Origin of the sequence: Pseudoalteromonas sp. T1lg65, from assembly GCF_051930985.1 — a bacterium.
Taxonomy (GTDB): Bacteria; Pseudomonadota; Gammaproteobacteria; order Enterobacterales; family Alteromonadaceae; genus Pseudoalteromonas.
The window spans coordinates 1,201,233-1,227,661 of sequence record NZ_CP196837.1 but is presented as its reverse complement, the minus strand read 5'-3'; the positions used below and the strand labels follow the sequence as shown (position 1 = coordinate 1,227,661).

At 44.9% G+C, this 26,429-nt stretch carries 8 protein-coding genes; 6 read left to right on the top strand and 2 right to left on the bottom strand.

From position 1 onward, the window contains the following. Window positions 1–2 precede the first annotated feature (2 nt). The 5 genes from ACSLBF_RS05200 (at window position 3) to ACSLBF_RS05180 (ending at window position 21,471) form a co-directional block, all read left to right on the top strand. Window positions 3–7,868 (top strand): amino acid adenylation domain-containing protein, encoded by a 7,866-nt coding sequence (locus tag ACSLBF_RS05200; protein ID WP_440055541.1) that lies wholly within the window; start codon window positions 3–5, stop codon window positions 7,866–7,868. 2 nt (window positions 7,869–7,870) lie between these two features. Beyond that, a complete protein-coding gene (locus ACSLBF_RS05195; RefSeq protein ID WP_440055540.1) occupies window positions 7,871–17,701 on the top strand; it encodes an amino acid adenylation domain-containing protein in 9,831 nt (3,276 codons plus the stop codon). Window positions 17,702–17,938: 237 nt separating this feature from the next. Continuing rightward, the gene (locus ACSLBF_RS05190; protein ID WP_440055539.1) at window positions 17,939–19,177 is read left to right on the top strand and encodes an NAD(P)/FAD-dependent oxidoreductase; all 1,239 of its coding nucleotides are present in this window, start codon (window positions 17,939–17,941) and stop codon (window positions 19,175–19,177) included. Between the two features lie 97 nt (window positions 19,178–19,274). Then, window positions 19,275–20,324: a hypothetical protein gene (locus ACSLBF_RS05185; RefSeq protein ID WP_440055538.1), complete on the top strand. Its 1,050-nt coding sequence runs from the start codon at window positions 19,275–19,277 to the stop codon at window positions 20,322–20,324. Between the two features lie 67 nt (window positions 20,325–20,391). Continuing rightward, a complete protein-coding gene (locus tag ACSLBF_RS05180) occupies window positions 20,392–21,471 on the top strand; it encodes a hypothetical protein (protein WP_440055537.1) in 1,080 nt (359 codons plus the stop codon). A gap of 147 nt (window positions 21,472–21,618) precedes the next feature. Here the strand turns inward: ACSLBF_RS05180 and ACSLBF_RS05175 are convergent, their stop codons facing one another. Next, window positions 21,619–22,851: an MFS transporter gene (locus tag ACSLBF_RS05175; RefSeq protein ID WP_440055536.1), complete on the bottom strand. Its 1,233-nt coding sequence runs from the start codon at window positions 22,849–22,851 to the stop codon at window positions 21,619–21,621. Between the two features lie 331 nt (window positions 22,852–23,182). On the opposite strand from ACSLBF_RS05175, the gene ACSLBF_RS05170 reads away from it, so the two are divergent. Beyond that, window positions 23,183–23,920, top strand: coding sequence for a substrate-binding periplasmic protein (locus ACSLBF_RS05170; RefSeq protein ID WP_440055535.1), 738 nt, complete (start codon window positions 23,183–23,185; stop codon window positions 23,918–23,920). A 63-nt stretch (window positions 23,921–23,983) separates the two neighbouring features. Here ACSLBF_RS05170 and hrpB read toward each other — a convergent pair whose 3' ends face one another. After that, window positions 23,984–26,407, bottom strand: a complete 2,424-nt coding sequence (hrpB, locus tag ACSLBF_RS05165; protein WP_440055534.1) for an ATP-dependent helicase HrpB — start codon at window positions 26,405–26,407, stop codon at window positions 23,984–23,986. Window positions 26,408–26,429 lie beyond the last annotated feature (22 nt).

Genomic DNA, 26,429 nt, shown 5'->3' with positions numbered 1-26,429 from the left:
CCATGTTGAATTTATGCCAAACACTAGCAAACGATAACATCGCGATTTGGGCAAATGGCGACAAGCTTAAAATTGCGCATGGTGATACAGGACTCAGCCAGCAGTGGATAAGCTGGCTCAAAGACAATAAGAACCAACTGCTGGCGTACTTAAATAAAGCTGGAATTGTGTCAGAGCAGGACTTCAATACCGCGCTGAAAAAAGAGCAAGAACAAGCGAATAATATTCGCGCTATTTACCCAGCTACAGCAATGCAAAAAGGCTTTGTATATCATCATCTAGCACAACCTAATGATGACGCTTATCGAGTACAGTTGGTCATCGACTATCAACAATCGTTAGACTTAGATTTATATAAAAAGGCCTGGATTTTGGCGTCTGTCCGATACCCTGCTTTACGTTTAGCCTTTAACTGGGATGACGAAATCATTCAAGTAATCAAAGGTGGTGCAGGCTTCACTGAGCAACACTTCACTTGTTTAGATTTCAGTGCCGATGATGCAGTTTCACAAGAGCAACAACTGCAAGCCTTGTTGGCTGAAGACAGATTGCAACCATTTGACTTAGCCAAACCCGGCTTAATGCGTTTCTATCTCATCAAGCGCAGTGCGGAGCATTACACGTTAATCAAAACTGAGCACCACAGCATCAGTGACGGCTGGAGTTTTCCGGTGATGCTACAAACCGTGCATCAAAACTATGCGCAGCTACAAGATGGTATACCGGTAATTGTGGAAGAAGAAACCGCCTATCTTGATGCGCAAGCACTGTACAAAAAAGAACAATCGAAAAGTGAAAGTTACTGGCAGCAAGAAAAAGCCAACTTTGGCGAGCCTAACGACGTTAATCGCTTATTAACTAAAAATATAGACTTATCTGGTTCTACCGAGATAAAGCAAGCTGGTGAATGCCAACTGGTATTAAAAGACACACTGTATCAAGACTTAAAAGCCTTCTCACAACAACACGGCTGGACCATGAACGTGTTGATGCAGTTTGCATGGCATAAAGTGCTACAAGTCTACTGTCAAGATCAACAAACGTTGGTAGGTACAACAGTTTCAGGCCGAGAGTTGCCGGTCGATGGTATTCATGCCAGTGTCGGACTGTACATAAACACCCTACCACTGGCGCTTGATTGGCATGCGGATGCCAGTGTTGCCGAACAGTTGCAAACCCTCAAAGACAAAATTGCGCAAATGAATGGTCACAGCAGTATCGCGCTTTCTCAGCTGCAAGAGCCAAACTCTAGACTTTTTAATAGCTTATTTGTATTTGAAAACTACCCAACACCCGCGGGCCAAGATGTGCTGCAATGGTCGTTTAACAAAATGGTCGAAAAGGTAGACTATCCACTGACCATTAGCGTTGTTGAGCAACAAAATGTACTGCTATTAAAGCTCAGCTACTGCCAAACGACTTTAGTTCAGTCAAAAGCACAGCGCTTACTTGAACAGGTGCAAATGATATTGCAAGCCATCATTGCTGATCCACAGCAAAACCACCAAGCAATTTCATTAGTCACAGAACAAGACCAGCAACGCCTTATTGCAAACGTTGATGAGCAAGCTGATTATCATAGCAAAACCATCCATCAACTTTTTGCTGAGCAAGTTCAACGCACACCAAACAGCATCGCACTTGTCGAAGGTGAATGCTCACTAACTTATACCGAGCTTGCAGACAAAGCACTGCAATTGGCGCAATACATTGATCAACATATAAAAGTAAACGCGTCACCACGATTCGTGGGCTTATTCTGCTCCCGTTCAATTGATATGGTGATTGCCAAGCTAGCCATTTTGCAAGCGGGCTGCGCCTATGTACCACTTAATCCAGAGTATCCGGATTCACGTATTCAATACATGCTGGATGACACGCAAACCAGCTTGATTTTAACTGAGTCTGCCTTGTTACCTCGCATTGAAAGCCTGTTAGCTGAAGCAAACTTTTCCGCCAATATCGCTGCACTTGATACTCTTGAGCTTGAAAATAGCAGCCATGTCATAGACAGCTCAGTGAGCGTACTTTCTGAAGCGTATGTCATCTATACCTCGGGCACGACGGGTGAACCAAAAGGGGTCGTAGTGCCGCATCAAGGTGTGGTCTCGCTGGTACAAAACACCGATATGATTGACTGTGGCGAACAGGATGTGTTTATTCACCTCTCCAATCCAAACTTTGATGCCGCGACCTTTGAAATTTGGGCTGCACTTCTGAGCGGCGCCAAATTGGTGGTTGCACCCAGTGAAGTAGGTGCCGATCCTGACGCCCTTTCGTCATTAATTAAAACCCAAAATATTACCGTCCTTTGGATCACCCGTACCTTGTTTGACTCATTGTTTATGCAACGTAACGACATTTACGATGGCCTGCGTTGTGTGATCACCGGGGGTGAAGCAATGACACCGGCAATTGCACGTGAAGTGCTGGCCAGACACCAGCGTCCAAACATACTGATAAACGCCTACGGTCCAACAGAAAGTACCACGTTTGCAACTTTCTATAATGCCGAGCAGATCCAGCCGCCTGTGCCTATCGGTACCGCAATTAATCATCGTCATATTCTGCTACTCGACACTCAGTTAAACCCCGTTGCACAAGGCGTTGCTGGAGAGATTTATATTGCAGGTCCGGGGCTGGCTCTTGAGTATCTCAACAAACCAGAGATGACCGCAGCGCGCTTTATAGATAACCCGTTTGTCACTGAGCAGCAGCAACGCGTCGGACAAACTAAGTTATATAAAACTGGTGATTTAGCCCGCTGGTCTGAAACCGGTCAACTGGAGTTTTTAGGCCGTAACGACCACCAAGTTAAGATCCGTGGCTTCAGAATTGAGTTATCAGAAATCGAAGCGCAACTAAACGAGCTTGCGGCTATTAAGCAAGCCGCAGTGACAGTATACGAGCAAGCTGGAAACAAGCAGTTGGTGGCTTATGTGGTACCGCAACAAGGCGATATTAATGTTGAAGCCATTAAAGCACAATTGGCCGAAGACCTGCCAACCTACATGATCCCCAGCTATTTTGAGCAGCTCAACGCCCTACCCGTCAATAACAACGGTAAGCTGGATCAACGTAAATTACCCAAACCAACTATCAATACCAGCAGCAACTTCCAGGCGGCAGGTTCTGAGCTAGAACAACAGCTTTGTGGTATTTGGCAACAAGTTTTGGGTTTAGAAAGTGTTGGGGTGAATGATGACTTCTTCAAAATTGGTGGTGATTCGATAGTCAGTATTCAACTGGTTTCTACGCTTAGAAAAGCAGGCTTTAACTTGCAAGTCAAAGATGTGATCAGTGCTCCGACTATTAAGGCACAAGCTCACTTGATCACCTTTGAGTTAGACAACCAAGTCACCATCCAAGCAGAGCAAGGGTTGTTGTCAGGTAACTTTACGTTACTCCCTATTCAACAATGGTTCTTTGACCAACAACTGCCTCATCCACAACACTGGAACCAAGCGTTTACCATTAACTTACCTGCCAATATTACGCCTGAGCGCGTTAAAGACGCGCTTCACAAGCTAGCAGAGCATCACGATATGTTGCGTTGTCAGTTTGTACAAACAGAACAAGGCGTGCAGCAGTGCTATCATCCACACGTCAGCGACTTTGAATTGCCGCTGATGGATATGAGTGAGTTATCCAAAGAGCAGCGCTTTATGCAACTCACCGAGCTGCAAAGTCGGTTTGATTTGTATAACGGACCGCTTTGGTGCGCAGCGTGGCTATGCGAACAGGAACAACCTAACCAGCTATTTTTTGCCTGTCACCATGCACTGATTGACGTGGTGTCATGGCGCTTGTTCAATCAAGACTTGCAAACTCTGTTACAAGGTAACGAGCTGGGAGACAAGTTAACCAGTTACCGTCAGTGGGTTGATGCAATTGCGACATACCCTCAAGCCAACCCGCAACAACGTCAGTATTGGCAACAAGTACAGCAAGGTTACTCAGCATTCGAAGGCACTGACGAATACCACCAATATCAGGTTGCTCTTGACCCACAAACCACAACACGGCTGTTAAGAGAAGCGAACCAAGGACTGAATACCGATATTAATGACTTATTGCTATCGGCGCTTGGTCTGGCGCTAAGTAAGACCTTCGCGAACACTGTAAACCATATTCAGCTTGAAGGACATGGTCGCGAAGCCATTGCTGATGACTTAGATGTATCCAATACGCTGGGCTGGTTTACCAGCATGTACCCAGTCAAATTAGAAACTGACGAAGATATAACTACCTTGGTGGCTAACACCAAAGAAATGCTACGCCAATTACCAGACAAAGGTGTGGGTTACGGCGCATTCTGCCAAGCAGGATTGATTGATGCAATCACGCCACAAGTTAGCTTTAACTACTTGGGCCAACTAAACCAAAGCCAGCAACAAGCGAGTGATTGGCTGTTAGACGATAGTCAAGCTGGATACGTGATGACCGAGGCCAATGCCAAAGCCGACACATCACTGCTACTGAACATCAACGGGGCAATTCGCGGCGCTGAGCTGAGCTTTAACGTCGTGTCTCGTTTTGACCAGCATCAGTCTCTGGCATTCACCGAGCATTTCAAAGTTGCGTTAGAACAAGTCATTGATGCGATGTGCGAATTAGCAAATACAACCCCCATGCAAACACCGAGCGATTTTGGTCTGCAGGATGTGTCTTTTGCGCACTATCAGCAACTTCAACAACAGTATCAAATTGAAACCCTATGCCCAGCGAATAGTTTGCAACAAGGTTTTGTTTCTCATGCGATTAACTTCCCTGATGACGATGCCTACCGCGTCCAGTTAGTGATGGATATTGAGCAAGACTTACAAGTTGAACAATTTATCGAAGCGTGGCGATTGGCGTCAGTTCGCTTCCCAATACTGCGTACCGCATTTGACTGGCAAGAAACTATGCTGCAAGTCGTCAGCCGTGAAGCCAGCATTGGTGCTGATAATTTCGTTATCGAGGACTTATCAGCATTAAGTCATGCAGAGCAAGAAACGTCTATCGCTGAGTTACAAGCAAAAGACCGATTAAAAGCCTTTGATTTGACTAGGCCAGGCCTGATCCGCTTTATGCTTATTAAACGCAGTGAATCTTTGTATACCATGATAAAAACGGAGCACCACACCATTAACGATGGTTGGAGTGGTCCTTTGATGCTGCAAGCCGTTGGACAGTATTATCAACAGCTATGTGCGGGTCAAACACCCGTAGTAGAAGCTCAGTCTACGTATATTGATGCACAGCGATTCTACCAAGCTAATGCACACAAAACACAGGCGTTTTGGCAACAGCAACAACAACAGTTTGGCACCGCTAACGACATCAGTTCCTTACTTGATACCTCGCTTGACTTGTCACAAATGAAAACCCTGAGCGAAGTTAGCAGCGCGCGCTTTACCTTAACGGGTGCAGAATTCAATAAACTACAGCGCACATGTCAGCAAGCGGGTGTCACTTTGAACGTCGCACTACAGTTTGCGTGGCATAAACTGCTACAAACCTTCAGTGGAGACGAGCAAACCATAGTGGGAAGTACCGTATCTGGTCGTGAAATTCCAGTCACGGGCATAGAACAGGCGGTTGGCTTGTTTATTAATACCTTACCACTGGTTGTTAATTGGCAGTCCGATTTACCCTGCGCTGAAATCCTTAAATCGATTCAAAAAGGCGTGGCTGATTTAAATAGCTACAGTGATATCAGCCTGTCCAAGCTACAACGTGATGGACAGCGTTTATTCCATACGTTATTTGTGTTTGAGAACTACCCTACGCCTGAAAACACCGGCGCTTGGAAATTCCGCGAATCTATCGAGAAAGGTGACTATCCGCTGTCGGTGGTGGCACAAAGTGAAGGCGATACGCTAGAATTCGTGATGCACTACAACCCAGAATGGCTCACCTCCGCACGCGCTGAGTTTATTCTAGCGCAAGTACAATCGGTGCTAGCCCAACTACCACATTGTTTAACGCAAAATCATCACGCCATTAGTTTGGTGACTCCTGAGATGCACTCAACACTGAAAGCCTGGCACGACAATGCAGAACCATTTAGTACCGAGCAAGATGTCGCCAGTTTGGTTGAACAACATGCTGAGCTTCTACCCGATGCAGTTGCTGTTAAAACCAGTTCCGGCTTAACCCTAACCTACCGCGAGCTAAACCAAAAAGCCAATGCGCTGGCGGAGCTAATAGTTGATACGCATCCAGAGGCAAACAGTGGTCTGTTACCCGCGAATACCCCCATCGCGATGTACTTGTCTCGCGGAGCAGAAATGCTGATTTCAATGCTTGCGATTATCAAAGCTGGCGGCGCTTATGTTCCTGTGTCACCTGATTATCCAAGCAGCCGTGTCGAGTTTATTTTGTCTGATACGGGCACCAAGTTAGTGTTAACGCAAGCACAATTCCTCAACCAGTTACAACCGGTGATGGGACAAGCGGAGGATCTGTGGGTTGACGCTCAGGAGTTAGACCTTGTGGAGAAAAATCCAACTCGCCCGCACGACTTGTCGAGATTGGCTTACATCATCTATACCTCGGGAACCACGGGACAACCTAAGGGCGTAATGCTGTCACAACACAATGTGTTGTACTACTTGCACGCTATTACTAGCAAACTGGGTGAACATTACCGTAACATCGACTTCTCGTCTAACTATTGCTTTGACTTGTCAGTTACGACCACTTTATGCCCACTGCTAGCCGGACAAACAGTATGTGTGTTTGAAGGCGATATTCTGGATGCCAAAGCGTATCAAACACACCTGCAGCAACAGCAAGTTGGTTTTGTCAAAACCACACCAAGCCTTGCGGTATCCTTATTACCGGATAGCCCATGTCATGTTCCAGCCTTGCTGTTAGGCGGCGAAGCTCTGACGAAGCAAGCCATTGCAACGTTAGCACCACACGTTGATGCCATTTTCGATGAATATGGTCCGACAGAGGCCACCGTTGGCGCAATGTTGGCTCAGGCTTATCCAAGGGTGCACCAAGGTATCGGTCGTGCCTATCCGAATGTCAACTTACATGTGCTCAACGACGCGTTAAAGCCGTTACCCATTGGGGCGCCCGGTGAGCTGTATATTTCAGGTGCAGGGGTTGCCGCTGGTTACTTAAACCGTGATGAGCTCAATCAAGAGCGCTTTATTGCCAACCCGTTTAATCAAGATCCGGCCCATGCCAAGCTTTACAAAACTGGCGATTTAGTTCGCTGGTTAGAAAGTGGTGATTTGGTCTACCTTGGCCGTAACGATGAACAGGTTAAAATCCGAGGTTACCGTGTCGAACTGGGTGAGATTGCGGCGGCATTAAATGCCCTGCCCAACATCAAACAAGCAGTGGTCGTTGATGTTAAACAGCAAGGTGGTAAAGCCCTTGCGGCTTATCTTGTTACAGACTCAGGTAATACGCCGTCAGTGAATGAGTTAAGAGCAGCATTGGAAGAACAACTTCCTGAATACATGGTGCCCAGCAGCTTTACTTTCTTGGAGCAAATCCCTCTGACTGGTAATGGCAAACTCAACCGTGCCGCATTACCGGCACCAGCGCTTGAAGCACAAAGTCAATATGTTGCACCGCGTAACGATATGGAACGCACCTTGTGTGAGGTTTGGCAGCAAATTCTTGGCATAGAACAAGTTGGCATTGAAGATAACTTCTTCCGTATTGGTGGTGATTCAATCTCTGCAATACGCCTCATGAATGCCTGTAACAAGGCGCTGGATTTAAACATTCCAATTGCAGCGTTGTTTGAGCACACCAATATTGCGGCCATCGTTGCCAATGTAGATTCGCTAAACGACGAAGTGGACATTAAAGCCGAAGTCCAATCACAAGAACAACAAACTAACAGCTTAAGGATTTAACCATGTTGTCATTGCTGGCTGAATTGAAAGATCACAACCTCTCGATCTGGTTACAAGATGGTGGATTAGAGTTGTCATTTGGCGCGACAGCGCCAGATGCAACGCTGATCGGCAAATTAAAGAGCAACAAAACGCAATTGATGGATTATCTCGAGGCTAAAGCGGTATTTTCTAAACAGGCGTTCAACGACTTGCCTGAACTGAATCGCCATCCGCTGTCATTTTCACAAGAGCGCTTATTATTTATTGAGCGCCTTGAAGGCGGTACCAGCGCATACCATATTCCGTTTTTGGTGAAGCTATCTCAACATGTTGATTTGACGTTACTAAGCACGGCAATTAATACGGTGTTATCACGCCATGAGGTACTGCGCAGTGTTTACCTACGTGATGATAACGGCAACGATTACCAACAAGTGATCAAAGCTGAAATCGCGCTAAAAACAGCGCCTATCAACTCTTTAGCAGAGCTAAATGACGCGGTTAAAGCCGTGATCCAAGTCCCGTTTAACTTAGAAAAAGATGCCATGTTCAAAACCTTTGCATGGCAGCTAGGTAGTGACACATACGTGTTGTTTTTGTGGCACCACATTGCCTTTGATGGTTGGTCTGCTGAAATCTTTATGCGTGAATTACATCAAGCGTACTTTATGTTGGCCGCTGGTAAAACCCCTGAATTACAACCGCTTGATCTACAATACAAAGACTATGCAAAATGGCAACGTAAATACATTGCTGGCGAAAAGCTTGAGCAATTATTGGATTACTGGACCAATCAACTACAAGGCGTAGAACAGTTGGAGCTGTATTCGCCTTTGCCTCGTCCTGCACAGTTTCAGTACCAAGGTGCTGATTATCATATTGATTTAGGAGCAGCTCGTAGCACAGCATTAAAAGACATTGCCAAACAACAACAAACCAGTCTTTACGTGGTCATGCTAAGTGCATGGGCACTCACTCTGCAGGCAAGCAGTGGCCAGTCTAAGCTGATCATTGGCACCCCGTCAGATAACCGTCATTTATCTCAAACACAAAATTTGATTGGCTTTTTGGTCAATAGCTTAGCGCTTAAAATTGACTTGGCAGCAGCTTTGTCATTTACCCAAGTAATTGAACAAGTACACCACACCTTGTTGGCCGCTAAGGAACACCAAGACTTACCGTTTGATAAACTGGTCGATGCGTTAAAGCTAGATCGCGACCCATCTCGTCATCCGTTGTTTCAAATGATGTTTGCGCTAGAGCACTTTAAAAATAACAGCGACGACAGCACACAACAGTTGTTTACCCCGCTGGAAGAAAGCCAAGTTAAATCACTGCATAAAGTCGCTAAATTTGATATCAGCTTACTGCTACAAAATGGTGAGCACAGCATTCGTGGTGACATTAACTATGCTACAGCCTTGTATCCAAGTGAATGGATAGCAACGCTCGCGAAACGCTTTGAACTCATACTCGACCAGATGATTGCAAACCCTCAGCAATCCATAAAATCGCTGAACTTACTCGATGAGCAAGCCAAGCAACAACTTGCTCAGTGGCATGACAACCAACACACTTTCAATACTGAGTATGATTTAGCGTGTTTGGTAGAACAACACGCTGCAATAAAGCCTGACGCTTTAGCGCTTAGAACAAATACGGGTAAAGAGTTGAGTTATGCTGAGCTCAACCAAAAAGCCAACGCCCTCGCCGAAGCAATTGTTGCGGCGCACCCAAACGCTGAGCAGGGTTTACTACCGGCGAACACGCCGATTGCGTTGTATTTCTCGCGCGGCCCCGAAATGCTTATCGCCATATTGGCAATTTTAAAAGCTGGCGGCGCGTATGTTCCTGTTTCACCAGATTACCCAACCAGCCGAGTTGAGTTTATTCTTACTGACACCGACACCAAGCTGGTATTGACTCAACAGCAGCACCTAGCAGCTCTATCACCGTTATTAGTCAAGGCGACCGCGTTAAGTGTTGATATGACAGCGTTAGCTGACAAAGTCCAAAACCCAGTTCGCCCCCATGAACTACAAAGACTGGCGTACATCATTTACACCTCAGGTACTACAGGACAACCAAAAGGCGTGATGCTGTCGCAACATAATGTGTTGTATTATTTGCACGCACTGACCAGCAATCTGGGTGAGCAGTACCGCAATATCGACTTTTCTTCTAACTATTGCTTTGACTTATCGGTCACAACCACACTATGTCCATTGCTAGCTGGTGAAACTATCTGTGTCTATGAAGGCGATATCCTTGACGCAGCCGCATTCCAATCTCATTTACAGCAACAACAGGTGGGCTTTGTTAAAACCACACCAAGTTTGGCGGTGTCATTATTGCCGGGTAGTAAATGCCATGTACAAGCGTTGATGCTTGGCGGTGAGGCACTCACAGAGCAAGCTATCGCTGCGCTGGCCCCCCATGTTGATGCCATATACGATGAATATGGACCAACCGAAGCCACTGTAGGTGCAATGCTGGCTAAGGCCTACCCAAGAGCGCATCAAGGCATTGGCCGCGCTTATCCCAACGTGAATTTGCATATTCTAAGTGGAAGCCTTCAACCTATGCCTGTCGGAGCCCCGGGAGAATTATATATTTCAGGTCCAGGAATAGCACAAGGCTATCTCAACCGTGAAGAACTCAATCAAGAACGCTTTATTGCCAACCCGTTTAGCCAGCACCCAGCCCATGCTACTTTATATAAAACCGGGGATCTGGCACGTTGGTTAGATAATGGCGACTTGATCTATCTTGGCCGTAATGATGAACAAGTAAAAATTCGCGGCTATCGCGTTGAACTTGGCGAAATTGCCGCAGCACTGAGTGCTCAACCAGGAGTCAAACAAGCCGTCGTAATTGATATCGAGCAAACCAATGGCAAGGCACTTGCTGCCTACATTGTCACGGAACCAAACGAAGCGTTTTCTATCACCGATTGTAAATTGACTTTAGCTAGCGAGTTACCAGAATATATGGTGCCAAGCAGCTTCACTGTGGTTGACCAGATCCCATTAACAGGTAATGGTAAGCTTGACCGTAAAGCATTACCAGAGCCAACGCTGACGGCGGAAAATCAATATATCGCACCACGCACTGAACTAGAAGCCACACTATGTGAAGTATGGCAACAAGTGCTTGGACTAGAGCAAGTCGGCATTGAAGATAACTTTTTCCAGATTGGCGGAGATTCAATTGTCAGCATTCAGCTAGTATCTCGCTTAAGAGAAGCCGAAATTCGGGTTCAGGCAAAAGAAATCTTTGCAGCGCCAACCCCTGCTCGACTGGCAAGACTGATCACTGCAAACGCTGGCAAACAAGTAGCAATAGACGCCGAGCAAGGCACGTTAACTGGCGATTTTGATTTGCTGCCTATTCAGCAGTGGTTCTTCTCACATCAATTCGCAAAGCCACAACACTTTGCACAAACCTTTGCGGTTGCAATGCCAAACTCGCTGTCTGACGAACAGCTTACTGAGTTACTAAACCAACTGGCACAACAACACGATATGTTGCGAGTTCGCTTTAAACCGCAGACCGCAGGATTTGTGCAAACCTACAGCGAACAAAATACCATGGCCCCGGTGCTCACACTGGATGCTGAAGCCGTGTCTGAAAAACACATTGAGACCAAACTCACTCAAGTACAGGCCAGTTTTGAGCTGCAAAATGGGCCTCTTTGGCAAGCGGTGAGGATCAAGCATGCGATGGCCCACAAAGACCATCTTATTTTGGCTTTCCATCACTTGATTATGGATTTTGTGTCGTGGCGTATCTTGATTGAAGACCTCAATAGCCTATATGTAGGAAAGTCGCTGGGTAACAAGACCTCCAGTTACCGTCAATGGGTCTCGAGCCTCACCAGTTACGCTCAGCAAGCCCACCAGCAGCAACAATATTGGCAACGAACACTGGATAAAAACCAGCCATCTCTGATTGCTTCACAAGTAGCAAAACCACAGCGTATTGTGCTGGATGCACACTATACCGACGCGTTACTGAGCGACGCAAACAAGGGTTATCATACCGAGCCGAGAGATCTACTGTTAGCTGCCTTATCGCTCACTTTGGCCCATCTTAGTGGAGACAATAACCACGTGATCGCGCTGGAGGGTCATGGTCGTGAAGCCATCGACGAGCATATTGACGTCTCACGTACCGTTGGTTGGTTTACTTCATTCTACCCATTGGCACTGAATGCAGGGCAAAGCGTTGAGCATGCGATTGTTGACGCCAAAGAGTCGATACGCCAGTTACCTGATAATGGCGTTGCCTTTGGCAAATTGTTCTTTGATAAAAAAATCAAAGGCCATCTACCTAATGTCGCGTTCAACTACGTGGGCGTGATAGCAGGAGCCCCGAGTAACCCAACGAACATGCCTGATTTCCACCTCGTAGAGGCAAAAACAGGTCAAGCAGTAAGTCCTGAAAACCAAGGAAATTACGTTCTAGACATTAATGCTGCCATCGTCAATGAAACACTAACACTCAACTGCACCAGCAAACTGGATGATGATACGTTTGCGCTATTTGAAAAGCAGTTTAAAGCCAGCCTAAATGCGGTACTGACTCACTGTCAAAAGGTGTTCAATGACGGTGCGAAACACACACCGAGCGACTTTAAGCTCCAGGGAGTAAGCTTCACTCACCTCACTGAGCTGCAAAATCGCTATGATTTACAAGCGGTTTATCCTGCGACTAACTTGCAGCAAGGGTTTGTATTCCATCAACTAAATATGCCTGAAGACACGGCCTATCGAGTGCAGTCGCAAATGCAATATTTTGATGTGATTGACCCTGAGCTGTATCAACAAGCTTGGGCGAAAACATCGGAAAAGTACCCTGCGATGCGCTGTGCATTTGATGTAGAAGAGCGGATGTTGCAACTTATCGTTAAGCACGCGACTGTCGATGAGCACAACTTTCAGTTTATTGACCTCAGCAATTTACATCGTAACGAGCAACAGCAGCAAATTGATGCGCTAGCATTACAGTCACTAAATACACCATTTAATTTTGCACGCCCTGGGCTTTATTCATTGGTGTTAATCAAACGTGCTGAACAACATTTCCACCTGATCAAAACCGAGCATCACAGTATTTGTGATGGTTGGAGTGGCCCGCTCGTAATGCAGACCGTTCACCAATATTACGCGCAACTCGCTGGTGGTGTCACACCTCAGGTATTCGAAGATACAGCGTATTTAGATAGCGCAGAGTATCTGCGTGATAACCAAGGTGCAACGGAAGCGTTTTGGCAGCACCATATGAGTGACTTAAGCAGTGCTAACGACATTAATGCATTGCTTAGCACGCACACTGACCTACAAGCACTGCAAAATAATCAGCAGCCAGCACATTTGGATTGGACCTTAGATGAAGCGTTGCTAACCACACTTCGCCAGCAATGCCAGCATCATTCCATTACCCTCAATGCTGCGGTGCAGTTTGTATGGCATAAGTTGTTGCAGATCTATACCCGTGATGAATTTACGTTGGTTGGCACCACTATTGCGGGACGAGACTTACCCGTTGAAGGTATTGAGCAAAGCGTTGGGGCTTACATCAATACCTTGCCGCTTTATTTAGATTGGCCTGAAAAAGCCACGATTGTAGAACAATTGCAGAAGATCCAATCTGGCATTTTAGATTTAAATACTCATTCCAATATTTCTTTGGCTTCACTGCAAAAGTCATCAGGTCGCTTATTCCAAAGCTTAGTGGTATTTGAAAACTACCCCGATTTAGACGACCAACATGCCGAGCAGAACAAAGCGCGTTGGCAGTTTGACGCTGCACCTGAACAAGTAGAATATCCGCTTGCTTTAATTGCCAGAGAACAGAATGGCCTGTCATTATCGTTGATGTATGATGCCAGCTTGCTTGATGCAGAGCGTGCTGATGTCTTAAAGCAACAGTTAAGTCTGCTACTATCACAAGTGGCACATGACCCCATGGTGATGCATGAGCAACTAGAAGTGATCACCGCAGCTCAAAAAGTGCAAATTTTAGAACACTGGAATAACACGCAAACTCCACTCAGTGAGCATCAAAACGTGGTTCAGCTGTTTGAACAACATGCCACGCTATCACCAACACAGGTAGCGGTTGTTGATGGAGATCTTCATTTAACTTATCAACAACTTAACCTGCAAGCTAATCAGCTCGCCGCTGAGATACTTGAGCAAAAGCAGCAGGTGATGGGCGAAAACGTTCAAGACGACTTCCCTGTTTTATTATTCCAACACAAAACCGCTGATTCTATCATCGCGATTTTGGCGATATTGAAAGCCGGCGGCTGTTATGTGCCATTATCACCAGATTTTCCTGAATCTCGAATCGAGTTTATCAGTCGTGATTGTGGTGCGAAATTACTGGTGACACAAACTGGTTTGGTTGATGCCGTTGAGCAAAGCTGCGTTGGTGCACTGCGTCGCTTATATAGTGATCAATCACTTAGCGGAAGCTCTCAGACACCACTAGACCCCTCGATCATTAGCCCCCAGGATTTGGCGTATATCATTTATACATCTGGCACAACCGGGAATCCTAAGGGAGTAGAAATACCGCATCAAGCACTACTCAACTACGCAACGGATACGTCATTCATCGACGCTGATAAGCTGAATAATGTGTTGAGTCTATCCAGCATGACATTTGATGCGTTTATCTTTGACTGTTTTGTCACGTTGACAAACTGCGGTGCAATACATCTAGCCGAAAAAGACACAGTACTAGACCCAAGCAAGCTAAACGCCTATATCAATACAGCGAATATCGACAGCTTGTTTATTACCACGGCTCTATTCAACCGCTTTGCAAAAGAAGGTTTGTTTGCTAACTCCGCATTGAAACAAATCAACTTTGGTGGTGAAGCCGTTGATGTAGAGATGGTGAAATTAGTCCGACAACAAGCACCTGACTTAACGTTATTTCATGCTTATGGTCCAACAGAAACCACCGTTTATGCGACCGTCTGTCGTTTAAATAGCCTCAGTGATAACACAGCACCAATTGGACATGCTTTAGCGAACAAGTCTGCCTATGTGCTTTCTCCTGCTGGAAAACTGCTGCCAGCAGGGATCATTGGCGAACTCTATATTGGTGGTGCTGGTATGGCACGGCGCTACTTGAATCGCCCCGATCTAAGCGAGCAAGCATTTATAATTAACCCCTATGCGACCGAGTGGCAGCGACAACAGGGTTGGCAAAAAATGTATAAAACCGGCGACTTAGTGAAGTGGCGCGCCGATGGTTTGCTTGAATATGTTGGTCGAGACGACTTCCAAGTTAAGATCCGCGGTTATCGCATTGAACTGGGTGAGATTGAAACTGCCATTAAACAGCAAGCAGATATCAAGGACGCTACCGTACGCGCTGTTGAACACGAAGGGATTAAACGTATCGTTGCTTACTTAGTGCCTGCCCAAAAAGCAGAGTTTAATGAACGACCACTTCGTGAAGCTCTTGCGCAGGTTCTTCCTAGCTATATGTTACCAAGTGCCTTTATGACTGTCCCTGAATTGCCAGTAACCATCAATGGTAAAATCGACAGCAGAGCACTGCCAGAGCCTGTCTTTACACAGCAAGATACGCGAGTAGAACCTAGCACTGTACTCGAACTTCAGCTTTGTAAAATTTGGCAGCATATTATTGGAGTAGCAGACATTGGTATCGAAGATAACTTCTTCCATATCGGTGGTGATTCCATTTTAAGTATCCAATTAATGTCAGCGCTGAAACGCGAAGGATACGCCATCAGCACCAAAGACATTTTTGAGCAACCTACCATAAAGCAACTTGCTGCTTTTATCGAACAGTCTTCAGTACAGGTTGAAATTAACGCAGAACAAGGCGAGCTTGAAGGTAATATCCCACTCCTTGCCGTACAAGAATGGTTCTTATCTTCACACTATGAGGATAAAAGTCACTTCAACCAGTCGGTGATGCTTGGTTTAGATAACAAAGTTAGCTTAGCAAACTTAGAAGCCGCACTAACACAGCTTCATCAGCAGCATGATATGCTTCGAGCAACTTATGAATGCGATGGTACTTCTTGGTCACAACGATACCGAGACAGCAAGCAATGCCCGGTACCTAAGCTATTGAAGTGGGACGCTAATACGCTAACATTTGATGCACTACAAACCCAGCTTACCGATGTACACAGCAGCTTTTCACTGCATCAAGGAGCGTTGTGGCAACCTGTTTATCTCTACAACAATCAAGATGGCATCGACAGGTTGGCTATTGTTATTCATCACTTAGTCGTTGACGGCGTTTCTTGGCGGGTGTTGATTGAAGATCTAACTCGTTTACTTGAAGGTGCAACACCGTCAGCTAAAACCAGTAGCTACAGACAGTGGGCCGAGCTGCTCGCAGCACACCCATTTGAGCCACAAGTGGAGTACTGGCAAAGCATTACCCAAGACGCTCCTACGCTTGATGCTGTCCATAAATTGGAACGCAGCACACTTAGCTTAGAACCAGAGCTCACAGAAAAGCTGCTCCGTGAAGCACCGAGCGGCTTTAATACAGAAATAAACGATCTCTTGATGAGTGCATTTAGCAAAGCCTGGTGCGAAACCCTGCAAGTCTCTCGCTGTCACCTGACCCTGGAAGGCCATGGTCGCGAGCATTTGCAGGATGACATTGATACTTCTCGCACCGTCGGCTGGTTCACAAGCCTCTTCCCGGTGGCACTGAACTATGATGAAGATTTAGCGTCGCTTATCGTTAATTGCAAAGAAACATTGCGTCATATTCCAGACAAAGGGTTAGGATTTGGAGAGCTTGCCAGACGTGGTCTGCTTAACTTTGATGAATTGCCCAAGATCAGCTTTAACTATTTAGGTCAACTAGACAGTAAAGCCAAAACCACAGCACAAACACTACAAATGCTGGGTGAGCCATCCGGTGTCGCCAGTGCGCAGAATAATCATGATGATATGATACTAAGTGTCAACGCTGAAATTAGACAACAGGCGCTGAACATCACTTTTGCCAGTAAACTCGGTAAAACTGTAACCGACCACTTTAAAGCAAACTTTGTTGATGCACTAAATGCAGTCATCGATATTGCTTGTCAAGCAGCAAACTCTGGTGGTGTCCAAACACTCTCGGATATTGAGCCTGCAGTTATTGTAAATCCTGCGGCTCAAGGCTCGGGCTGGTGTTTATTCCCTCCTGGAGGCGGTGGTGCTGAAAGCTACCTGCAATCTCTTGGACCGATAAGTGAACAAAAATTATTATGCTTCAACAACATCTATGCAGCTCAACAAGTCCAAGAAGACAGCTTTGCATACCACTTTTATCACTTTGCTAATTTGGCACAGCAATACCACCGTCATTTAAAGCAGGTACAACCATCTGGACCTTATCGATTATTTGGCTGGAGTTTCGGAGCCACTTTGGCGGTAGAAGTCGCTAAATTACTTGAAAAGCACGGCGACGAAGTCTCTGATTTGGTGTTTGTCGACCCCTGCTTCAACTATCGACACGTAAATGACAATGTGTTTGCGCAGCACCCACAGTGGAGCAGCATCCGGCCAGATAAAATCAACTATGACTATATCAACAATGCGCCGCTACGTTGCTCAGCAAATATCACTTTATTTAAAGCAGGAAAGCCCGTGGAAACTAATGCGGATATGACCCAGCAGCAGCTGATGGTGAATGAAATCATCAACTACTACTGCCTAACACCTGACAACTTAATTGGTGAAGTGATCGCCGACAGCAATATCACCATTCGTCAGCTTCAACAAAGTCACAACGACTGGATTAGGACACCAGAGGATCTCCAGTTGGTCGCTGATACTTTAAACAAAGTTTAACATTTATTTTAGTTAGTTCTTGGTTAACAAAAAGTAAAATAACCCTGTAATAGAAAGACTTATACAAGTCTTTCTATTACTTAATCGATATTGCCAGAATATCTTAGCTCTATTATCACTTTGTTTTAAAAACACTATTTTGTTTTTACGACTGGAAATTTTTCTTAATTAGAGTTATAAACCTAATTCCGGCGATGTTAATAATATGTTTAAAATAAAATATTAAGGAAACACATCATGGCTAAGGAAATTGTAGACGTATTGATTATCGGGGCCGGGCCCGCAGGTACCATGACAGCGGCAAAATTAATAAAGTCTGGGCTTAAGGTCAAAATCGTTGAACGCACTCATTTTCCAAGATACGTCATCGGCGAGAGTCTACTCCCTCAAAGCATGCAACATCTTGAAGATGCGGGTTTTATGGATGCACTGGTTGCCCGTAACTATCAAAAAAAGATTGGTGCAAATTTTAGACAAGGTCAATTTCAAGAATTCTTCGATTTCTCAGAAAATTACACCGAAGGTTGGACGTGGACATGGCAAGTACCGCGTGATGATTTTGATAATGTACTTGCTGAAGAAGTGCAAAAAATGGGCGTTCCGATCGAGTTTGGCAGTTCCGTCATAGACGTCAATATGGAGATTGAGCATCCCATCGTTAAGGTTAAAAATGAAGCTGGTGAAAGCTATGAGGTGGAAGCTCAGTTTGTGGTTGATTCTAGCGGTTACGGCCGAGTTCTCGCCAATTTACTGGATTTAAACGAACCTTCAGCATCACCTACAAGAGGGACTTTATTTGCACAGTTTAAACCCGCAGCTGGCGTCGTTACTGGCGAAGAAAACAACAAAGTCACCATCTTAGTTCACAACAAAGACGTTTGGATTTGGCTTATTCCCTTTTCAGATGGTCGTGTATCGGTTGGCTTTGTCGGCTCTCCTGAATACTTGGAGAGCGAAGCAGGCGATGCAAAAACGCGCTTTTTAGCTTATTTGGGCACGAATAGCGACGCGATGGAAATGCTGGAAGGCATGGAACTGTGTATGGAACCTAAGGAAATTAAAGGGTATTCCAGAGGTATCAAGCAACTATACGGTAAAAACTTTGTACTGACCGGCAATGCCAGCGAATTTATCGATCCAGTATTCTCAGCTGGTGTCATGTTTGCAATAGAATCCGGTGCACGCGCCGCAGATTTAATTGTAAAACAGCTTAATAGCGAGTCAGTAGATTGGCAAAACGACTACGAGCAGCATATGGTGAATGGCATTGAAGTCATGCGAACCTATATCGACGGCTGGTATGACGGTCGACTTAGAAGCCTATTTTTTGCCCACAGCAAGCCTGAAAAAATTAAGAACCAGATTACTTCTGTATTGGCAGGTTATGTTTGGGATCAAACTAACCCATTTGTGAGCAGAAGCGAGAAAACACTCAATTTACTGTCTGAAGTACACGGTAATCTTGAAGTGGTTTAACTAATTTCTAGAGGTTAACAATCTCTAAAATAAACATCTCCAGATGTAGTGTTCGAAGTTTGTAGTGGCACTTGGAGTCAATTCAATCAAGGATAATATGATGAAAAAAAACCTACTACACACGGTATTAACAACGGCACTACTTGCTGGTGCTAGCGCGGGCGTACAAGCTGCTGAATACAAAACAATTCTAATTCATGGCTTTCAACCAGACCAATTAACACGCCCAAACAACACAGACGTTGATTATGAGGGTCAAGAATATTGGTCATCATTTTGGAACCAACACGCTGATGCTCGCATAGACTGGCCATCATACGAGCGTTTACAGGGAAAGATTGCTACAGATTACATTTGGCCGAAACTACGTGCGTTTTCACAGAGCAACCTTTGTAATCCTGGCTGTGTATTTGTAACTCACTCAACGGGTGACTTAGTTGCAAGATACATCATTGATAATCAAGCAACTTGGTTAGAAAATGCTGGATTACAACCACTTAATATCGTTGCTACTTTTGATATGGCCGGTGCTGGCGGCGGCAGTGAATTGGCTGACACCGCAGTTAGCGCTGCAACCTCTGGTGGTGTCGTTGGCGAGCTAACTCGTCAGGCCGTTGAGCTATGGCTTGGTAGCATGCCTGAAGAATTGGGTATCCTATGGGACTTGAAAGTAAATAATGCTCGTCAAGTTGCACAAAACCCAAGCGACAATGCGCCTCGTTTACGCTTTGTTGCTAACTCAGACGAATATTACAACCTCACTGCCGGATTTTTACCGGGCAACGATGATGGTGTAGTCGCAACTCACTCATCATGTGGCGCAAGCAATAAAGGCAGCTTTGGAAGCTGTAGCTCAAGCATCGCACTTAACGGCCAACTGAAAAGCCAAAGTGACGCGGTAACTAGCTTTATGCCTTATCACTATCCAATGCTAATGGGTGATGACTATACCCACGGTAACCTTCCAGATGCGGGTTATCAAGGCAAAGTTGCTCCAGTTAGAACTTCATTTAATGCAGGTTATAAAACCATTCGCTACAACAGCTATGAAGAAACGACTGGTTCTTGGTTCTGGAAAAAAACTTATCGTTATGTTTCTGAATCAAATAACCAGAGTTTTTCTAGACTGATTTTGAATTCTCTTTAAGTTTCTATAAATTATGAAACTAAGCCAGCTATATGCTGGCTTTTTCCCCACACCTCTAAGGAGTGTTATGAAAAAAGTCCACTATGTACTACTTGCGGTATTTTCTGTTTGTTTGATCGCTATCATTATCACCCTTTTTGATCCCCCTCAAGTTGATCCGCAACAGGGTTATATTCAACCTGCTGAGGAGCCAAGCCAAGCACAGCAGACTGCGAGCAAACAAGATGAGATTGATCTCGCAGTAACGCAAGATACAGAGCAAGATATTATCGACACATTACCTCTGCGTGAAGCAGCAAAAGGAGTCGCTGCGATGTATGAGCAATCTTTACGCTCTCCGCCTTACTCCCAGCCATTAAATCCTGCTGATTTTGACCGTTTAAACCCCAATCACTTTTATCCCGTAGAAATGCCGGTTGGCAACACGCAACAAAAAATCGCACTCTCTTTGAACAAATATCGTTTCATTCATCCAGACAAAGTTCAGATACTGGTGCAAGGTGACATAACAACAGCCAATGCAGAACTGTTCGTTATTGATGAAAAAAAGCAGTTAGCTGAGGTGCAACTAGTCCAAACGCCAAGTGGCTGGGTTGCTGAACTAGCAGGAAATAGCACGTGGCCAATTGATTTAAACTTACTGGTTCGCGCTAACACCAACAGCGGACAACCCGTCGCATTAACCGCGAGCTTCAAATACTATCAACCAAGTGCCACACTGCTATCTGTCGGCAAACCTTCTGCGCAAGGTCCAAACATGGAAATCCCTATCGAACTGGATGTCAAAGCGGCTGGTACGTTTCGCATTAGAGCAAACTTATTCGACACTTCCGATACACCAATTAGCCATTTAGTCACCAGAGAAAAGTTGGATGAGGGTAAGCAAACGGTGATGCTTAAGGCGCACCATACCGTCTTGGCTGGGCATTTAAACTCCGATAACCCAGAAACCATGCGGCTAAAAACCTTTGTCATTGAAAAGGTTTCCCCAAGGCCCGGTGAAGTCGCTCAGTTTGGAGACAGTAAAATACAACAACAAGAAATACGCTTCACAGATTTTAATCTTTTGAGCAACGCACCATACAAACCGAATGAAGCCGAGCAACGTCGACTTCAGTACTTACAAAATATGGCAAGTAAAAAATAGCCTCAGTCTTAGGGGCTGTTGATCTTTGCGGTTTGATTTTTGTTCCCCTCAGTGGGTTTTGAGCGCAGCGCTCGACTTGCCGCCTAGTAATCTAAGCAAAAGTTGAGCAACAATGCGCAAAGCGCACTGAGGTGACCTCAACTGGGGTTAGCTTGGATCCATGAGCTCACGAGGTCTAAGCTCGGCGACTCGATAAAGAACCACTGCACTCAACGCAAATAACGCCATGGTTATAAACAGTGTCATTCCAGTGGCAAAATCGAGGATCAAACCACCTAGGATAGGTGCTAATGCATAACCCAAGGAGCACAGCCCAGCGGCTCCAAAGTAACTCGCTTTTAAGTGTTCAGGTGCTAAACGGTCGATATAAATATTGATATTAGTGAAGATCAACGCTTCACTGAAGCTCAAAATCCCTACCGCAATCATCCAACCAACATAATTATCCACTGCATTAAAGGCCATGATAAGTTGTGAGATAATCAAGACGCCACCACCGACATAAAGACGGTTTTCTATTTTCCAATTGCGCGTCACATGCATTAGCGGAAATTGGCAAACAATAATCACGCATGCATTAGTGATAATTAAGCTGGAAATTAGCCAAGCTAAATCTGGCACATCAGCGCGAGTCAGAAACTGCACCAAACTAGAATCCATTTGCGCATAAACGATGTAAATTAAGGTTGTGGCAATAAGTACAAGTAAAAACAAGCTATCTTTGCGTAAAATACCTAGCCATACCGTAAATTTGGGTACCGTTTTACTCAAATCAATTTGACTATTTTTTACCGGACCCGCTTTTACACCTAAATACACTAGTGCAATCAACAACCCGACATACGAAATAGATGTGTATATAAAGCTAAACTGTTCGCCATTTAACCCAGCCCACAAACCGTATAAAGGTCCAAGTGCTGCTCCCACGTTAACCACAAAGTAAAGAATATGTAGTGCAAGCTCTCTATCTTCTGGGTTTTTCAACTCCTCAGTCAGCAATGCTTTACTCGGCGCATCCCATAACGTCCTTGGCAAACACGCCAGAAATACCGCAATAGCAAACAGCCATAAACTTTGTGCCACAGCGAGTAAAGCAAACGAAACAACTCCCACTATCACTGCTGTGTATAACAACTTTGTGCGACCAAAACGATCGGCTAAATTCCCTGCGTAAAAACCAAGTAACACTGCAATGGTAGCCGCCAAGGTAAGAAAAAAGCCCACTTCCGTGGCTGATAGTTGGTAGTTTTGATAAAAAATAACCGCTAAAAATGGCCACACCATATAGTACGCCGAGCGAACAAAAAAGTTACCAACTATCATTACCCACACTAGTGGGGTAAATCGCTTAAGTTGCTTCAACAACGATGGTGATGACATAAATACTCCTTTAAAACGGCAACCTATTCTTGAATTTGCAGATCAAATATCGACCTTAACTAGAAACAATAGATACCTTAAAAGCTCAACCAATCTTGAGGTAAAGTGGAAATTTTAGCACTTTTGTAAAAAATTAGATGAAACCAAGTAGCAAGCTAAATAGGGAGGAAAATATATAGAGCTTAAATAACGGTTTCAATTACTTAGCTATTTAAAACGAGTTATAGATAAAAGTCTACATCACCATTGCAGGCTTAATATTGCAGAATTAACATGAAATAAAGTCGTTTTTATGGTTTATTATGAAGGAAAGCGTCTCGAGTATTGAACTATGCGGTATCTTATTTGGGGCATTATAGGGATCATGATGTCATTTCCCACAAAAGCAACTTTTCCCTCTTCTATTGGGATCTACACTGAGTTTTTTCCTCCATATCAGGTGGAGAAAAACAACGGCCTGATCACGGGCTTTAACACCAATCTGGTCAGACAAATAATGTGGGAAGCCGATATCAACTATAAGATCTACATGCTTCCTTGGCATCGTGCTTTTGAGTTCTCCAAACAATCCCCTTATGACCTTCTCTATTCCGTCGCAAGAACAGCTGGTAGAGAGCATCAGTTTCAATGGATAGCGCCACTTTGTAGCTTGTCGACCTCTTTTTATCATAATGGTCGTACCCCATTGCCATCAAAAATTACCCTAGATAGCCTAAAAGACTATGTGATTGCAGTTCCTGCAAACCAACCCTCAACGGCATATTTAAAGAATAAGGGCTTTATTGAAGATAAAAACTTAATTATCGTCAATAGCTTAACTCAAGGTGGAGGATTGATGGAAAAGGGCAGGATCGATTTCATTTTTGGCGCAGAAAGCTTTATTGAAAGCATGGCCAAACGGTTAGGAATGCAACAGCAATGGCAGAAGGTATTTGAAGTCAACGAGCTTAGTAAACAGCTCTATCTTACCGCCAACTTAGATGCACCAAAAGATTATGTTGAAAAACTTAAAGCAGCTGCTGAAAAGCAGCGCAAGCTAAGCCGCAATCAGCCTAGCCGCTGTCACTAACAAAACTTAAATTTGTAAATTGAATTGCCATTAAGTCGTGTCCATAACCTGCGCCTGCGTTGATCACATGCGGCTTTTAACCTTATTTGTCGCCGTCGCCTGTGCTGGATTATCTGGCCAAAAATGCTTTGGATAGCGCCCTTTCATTTCTTTTTGTACTTCGCGATAACTACTTTGCCAAAAGTGCGCTAAATCCTGCGTTAACTGTAAAGGTCTTTGCGCAGGAGAAAGTAGCTCCATTAACAACCCAAGCTTGCCATTGCATAACCTAGGTGTTTCGGTTAAACCAAAGACTTCTTGCATTCGCACTGAGAGCTTAGCCGGACCTTCTAGTTGGTACTGCACCTTAATACTTGAGCCACTCGGCACTGTTATCTTTTGTGGTAATAATGTATTCAAAGTCTGTTGTACTGACCAATCAATCGCTGCGGTTAACGCTTCTCGTAACGATACTTTGCGTAGCTGTTCTACCGTTTTCACTTCATGTAAATACGGTCCTAACCAGGTTTTTAGCTCCCCCATCAGCTGCGTTTGAGTGAAGTCTTGATAAACACCTTGTTCGTATTTCGCTGCTAATTGAAAACGAATAAGTAGCTGCTCACAGTCATTGTAATCATGGAATATGTTCAGCCCTTTGTGAGTTACTAGCGAAACCCAAGCCTGTGTTCTGGCGCTGATATCTATAGTTTTACTACTTGGCTTGCTGGAAACTACCCAATGTCCCAAATAGGTTCTGTCTTCATGAACAAACCGTTGTGACCTTTCATCAAATTCACAAATCGTTAAATCGGTGAACAAATGGGGTAATTCACTCTCTATTTCAATTGGGGAAAATGCCGTGGCGGAAAAAATTGTCTGTCCATTGTGTCCACCTAAAGACGCGATGGCAAGGTATTCAGCATCTAACCAATGCTCAGGGTGAGCATTTACACCAGCGCCATTTGCACAGACAAAGCCTTGTCCACGTCGTTTAGCGAGCCTGTCTGGAAAAGCCAATGCCACAATGAGGGGTAAGTACTCAATGGTTAAATCAGCTTGAAGCCTCGCCGACGATTTCTTTAACCAATACTGTAACTGTTTTTTAAATACCGGATGTGGACGTTGATATTGGCTTTGTATGGCGACCGATAGCTCAGCTGAACCTTTGATTCTGGCATCAAGCCATGCCAGAAAATAGCAAGCAAGCTCAGTTATTCCTGGGTGGCTAGACTCAAGCTTTTGCGCCTTTAGTAACATATGAGCCAACCTAGGTTCGGTGCCGAATCGTTGCATGCTCGCGGCAAATTTGGTCAACTTATATTGCTCGTCCAAAGCTTCTAACATTTTTAATAGCTCGTTTGCTTGCTGTAATTGAGCTGTGCTTGGGACATCTAACAGAGGGAGCAGCGCGACTTCACTGCCCCACATTTTTGCTTCTAATACTAAGCTACTAATATCTGAACTCAATATTTCTGGTATATCGTGCTCTGCTAATCGATCAAATTCTGCCTGTGAACCTTGTCGATACACAACGCCTGGAGCTAAACGGCCGGCACGACCTGCACGCTGTATGGCCGATGACTTGGAGATAGCAACGGTGACAAGTTCAGTTACTCCGGTTTTCAAATTAAACTGCGCAGCACGACGCTTACCTGAATCAATCACCACACGAATACCTTCAATAGTCAGTGAGGTCTCTGCAATATTGGTAGTAAGTACTACTTTACGTGTACCCTTTGCAGCGGGTGCAATCGACTGTTGTTGCAATTGCTTATCTTGCTCGCCATAAAGGCTGGTTAAAATCACATTATTGGGTAAATTCGACAGCGAATTTGCCACCTGCTGAATTTCACGTTTCCCAGGCAGAAATACCAACACGCTGCCTTGCTGCTCAGACAGTGCTCGTAAGATCAAATTTGGGATAGCTTCTAGCCATTCGCTTTTTTTAGCCAGTGGCTGATATATCGTCTCTACTGGATAGCTTTGACCTTGAGAAGCAATCAGATGGCACTGTAAAAACTGCTGATAACGCGCACCATCTAACGTGGCAGACATGACCAGAATACGCAAGTCTTCACGCAATGCCGCTTGTGACTCTAATGCAAAGGCCAGCGCGGTGTCCGCAGCAAGCGAACGCTCATGAAATTCATCAAAAATAAGTAAATCAACACCTGCCAACTCAGGATCTGCTTGTATCATCCTAGTTAACATACCCTCAGTCACAACTTCTAAACGGGTTTGTGCGGAAACATTCACCTCTTGGCGCATTCTTACACCGACAGTGTGGCCGACTTCTTCTTGTAGTTGTGACGCTAAGAACTGTGCAATGTTACGTGCGGCAATACGTCTTGGTTCAAGCATCACAATTTTATTAAAGTGTCCGTCTAGGATCAGTTGTAGCGGTAACCAAGTTGATTTACCAGCCCCAGGTGGCGCTTGTAGTAACACGGTAGGCTGGGTCGTAAGTTGTTGTACTAGATCTGAGTAAACTTGTTGGATAGGCAGCACGAAATTTCACTCTCAACGGCGG

What these genes read in the sequence shown, in the direction of transcription:
- ACSLBF_RS05185 (WP_440055538.1), top strand. Translation starts at nt 19,275, where the DNA reads ATGATGAAAAAAAACCTACTACACACGGTATTAACAACGGCACTACTT.
- ACSLBF_RS05175 (WP_440055536.1), bottom strand. Translation starts at nt 22,851, where the DNA reads ATGTCATCACCATCGTTGTTGAAGCAACTTAAGCGATTTACCCCACTA.
- ACSLBF_RS05170 (WP_440055535.1), top strand. Translation starts at nt 23,183, where the DNA reads ATGCGGTATCTTATTTGGGGCATTATAGGGATCATGATGTCATTTCCC.
- ACSLBF_RS05190 (WP_440055539.1), top strand. Translation starts at nt 17,939, where the DNA reads ATGGCTAAGGAAATTGTAGACGTATTGATTATCGGGGCCGGGCCCGCA.
- ACSLBF_RS05200 (WP_440055541.1), top strand. Translation starts at nt 3, where the DNA reads ATGTTGAATTTATGCCAAACACTAGCAAACGATAACATCGCGATTTGG.
- ACSLBF_RS05180 (WP_440055537.1), top strand. Translation starts at nt 20,392, where the DNA reads ATGAAAAAAGTCCACTATGTACTACTTGCGGTATTTTCTGTTTGTTTG.
- ACSLBF_RS05195 (WP_440055540.1), top strand. Translation starts at nt 7,871, where the DNA reads ATGTTGTCATTGCTGGCTGAATTGAAAGATCACAACCTCTCGATCTGG.